This window comes from Streptomyces sp. MP131-18 (assembly GCF_001984575.1).
In the GTDB taxonomy this organism is placed as follows: Bacteria; Actinomycetota; Actinomycetes; order Streptomycetales; family Streptomycetaceae; genus Streptomyces; species Streptomyces johnsoniae.
Genome location: NZ_LZNS01000001.1, coordinates 6,974,468 through 6,977,003, shown reverse-complemented (window position 1 = coordinate 6,977,003; position 2,536 = coordinate 6,974,468). Strand labels below are relative to the sequence as shown.

The window sequence follows — 2,536 nt, the reverse complement described above, 5'->3', positions numbered from 1 at the left end:
GGGACCACCGCGGCCGACGGCTGTTCGGGGGCGAGGTCGAGAACGCGGGTGCGCAGGTAGTCGGCCAGGCCCTCCGGCGTCGGGTAGTCGAAGACGGCGGTCGCGGGCAGGCGCAGGCCGGTCGCGGCGTTCAGGCGGTTCCGCAGTTCCAGGCCGATCAGCGAGTCGAAGCCCAGTTCCTTGAACGCGCGCGCCGGGTCGACCGACGCGGCCGTGCCGCGGCGCAGCACGTTCGCCGCCTGGGCGCGCACCAGCTCGACCAGCGCCGCCCGCTGCTCGTCGGCGGACAGCCCGGCCAGCGAGGCCGCAAGGCCGGTGCCGCCGCCGTCGGCGGGCGCGGTGAGCCGCGGGCGGCGCGGGGCGGCGGCCCGCACCAGCCCGCCGAACACCGCGGGCACGTCCTCGCCGGCGGGCACGGTGGGACGCAGCGTCGCGGCGACGGCGAACGGCTCGCCGAGGGCGGCGCCCGCGTCGAACAGGGCCAGGCCGGTGGCCGAGTCGAGCGGAACGAGGCCGCCCCTGGCCATCCGCGCCACGTCGGTGCCGCTCATGCCGCCGGTCATGCCGCTGCGTTCGGCCCACAGACCCCACGCCAGCGACACCGCGGGCAGCCCCTGCGCCCTGCGGTGCAGGGCCAGCGCGTCGAGAAACGCGTTCGCCGCCGCATAGTTGCCCTGCCCGGCGCCGCCCGTCGTGCCGATGACGGACGAGAACAGCACGAACGCCGACAGCTCCTGATCCCGCGTCAGCTCGTGCAGGTGCCACGCCGCGTCCGCCTTCGGCGCCAAGACCCGCACCACCTGCTCGGCCGTGAGGGACTCCACCACACCGTCGTCCAGGACGCCCGCGGCGTGCACGACGGCGGACAGCCGACGGCCCGCGAGCAGCGCGGCCAGGGCGTCCCGGTCGGCGACATCGCAGGCCGCGTGCTCCACGTGGGCCCCGAAGGCGCCCAGCTCCGCGTCGAGTTCGGCGGCGCCGGGCGCGTCGGCCCCGCGGCGCGAGACGAGCAGCAGATCGCGGATGCCGCGCTCCGTCACCAGGTGCCGGGCGACGAGGCGGCCCAGCGTTCCCGAGCCGCCGGTGATCAGCACCGTGCCGTCGGCGGCGAACGGCGGCAGCCCGCCCGCCCGTGGCCGCTCGGCGGCTTCGAGCCGCGGCACGGAGACGGTGCCCGCGCGCACGGCGAGCTGCGGCTCGCCCGCGGCGACGGCCGCGGCGACCCGTTCGTCCGCCAGCGGGTTGCCGTCCCCGTCCGCGTCGATCAGCGTGAAGCGCCCGGGATGCTCGGTCGCCGCGGAGCGCACCAGGCCCCACACGGCCGCCGCCACCGGGTCGGTCACGGCCTCGTCCGGCCCGGCGGCCACGGCGCCGCGTGTTACCACGGCCAGCCGCCGTGTCTCGTTCTCCGGATTGGCCAGCCAGTCCTGCACGGTCGCCAGGGCGCTGCAGGTCAGCGCATGCACCGCGACGGGTACGTCGTTCGCGGGGGTGTGCGGCGCCCCGAAGTCGACGCGCACGGTCGTCACTTGCTCGGCGGGCCCTTCGGCGGCGGGCAGCGGTGTCCAGACCAGGCGGTACAGGCCGCCGCCGCCCGCGGCGGTGTCCTGGCGCAGCGGGCCCGCGGTGGCGCGCAGCCGCAGGGCCGCGACCTCGGCGACCGGTCTGCCGTGCTGGTCGTGCGCCGTGAGGGACACATCGCCGCTGTCCGCGAGGCGCAGGGCCACGCGCAGCGTGGTCGCGCCGGCCGCGTGCAGGGTGACGCCGTGCCAGACGAACGGCAGGCGGCATGCGCCGTCCGCGCCGACCAGCACGTCGTGCGCGAGCGCGTGCAGCGCGGCGTCCAGCAGGGCGGGGTGCAGCGCGAAGTCGTCCGTGCCGTGCTCCGCCGCCTCCTCGGGCAGCGTGACCTCGGCGAACAACGCGCCGTCACCACCGCGCCAGACGGCTGTCAACCCCTGGAACGCCGGACCGTACCCGAAGCCGCCCGCGGCCAGGTGGCCGTAGACGGCGTCGGCCCCGACGCGTTCCGCACCGGGCGGCGGCCACGGCGCGGGCGCGGCGGGTGCGGGGGTGTCCGGGGTGACCGTGACGAATCCGGTGGCGTTCCGCGTCCAGGCGGCCCCGTCCGCGGGCTGCGAATGGAGGGCGACGGCACGCCGCCCGTCCGCCTCGGGCGCGGACACGGTGACCTGGATACGGACATCGCCCAACTCCGGTATCAGCAGCGGCGCTTCGAGCGTCAGCTCCTCCACCGTGCCGCACCCGACCTGATCCCCCGCATGAACGGCCAGCTCCAGCATCGCCGTCCCCGGCAGCAGCACCACACCGTTCACCGCATGGTCGGCCAGCCAGGCATGCGAAGCCAGGGACAGACTGCCGGTGCACAAGAAGCCCTCGCTGCCGCCCAGCTCCACGCCCGCACCCAGCAGCGGATGCGCCGCTTCGCCCAGCCCCAGTCGTGCCGCACCCACGGCGGCGCTGTCCGCGGTCAGCCAGTAACGGCGGCGCTGGAACGGATACGTCGGTACATCAA

The 2,536-nt window shown here is 76.5% G+C and carries 1 protein-coding gene; it reads right to left on the bottom strand.

The genetic code is table 11. The annotated features are described in order from the left end of the window. Nucleotides 1-2,536, bottom strand: a 2,536-nt coding sequence (locus STBA_RS38115; protein ID WP_171987822.1) for a type I polyketide synthase, incomplete at both ends; no start/stop codon positions are given.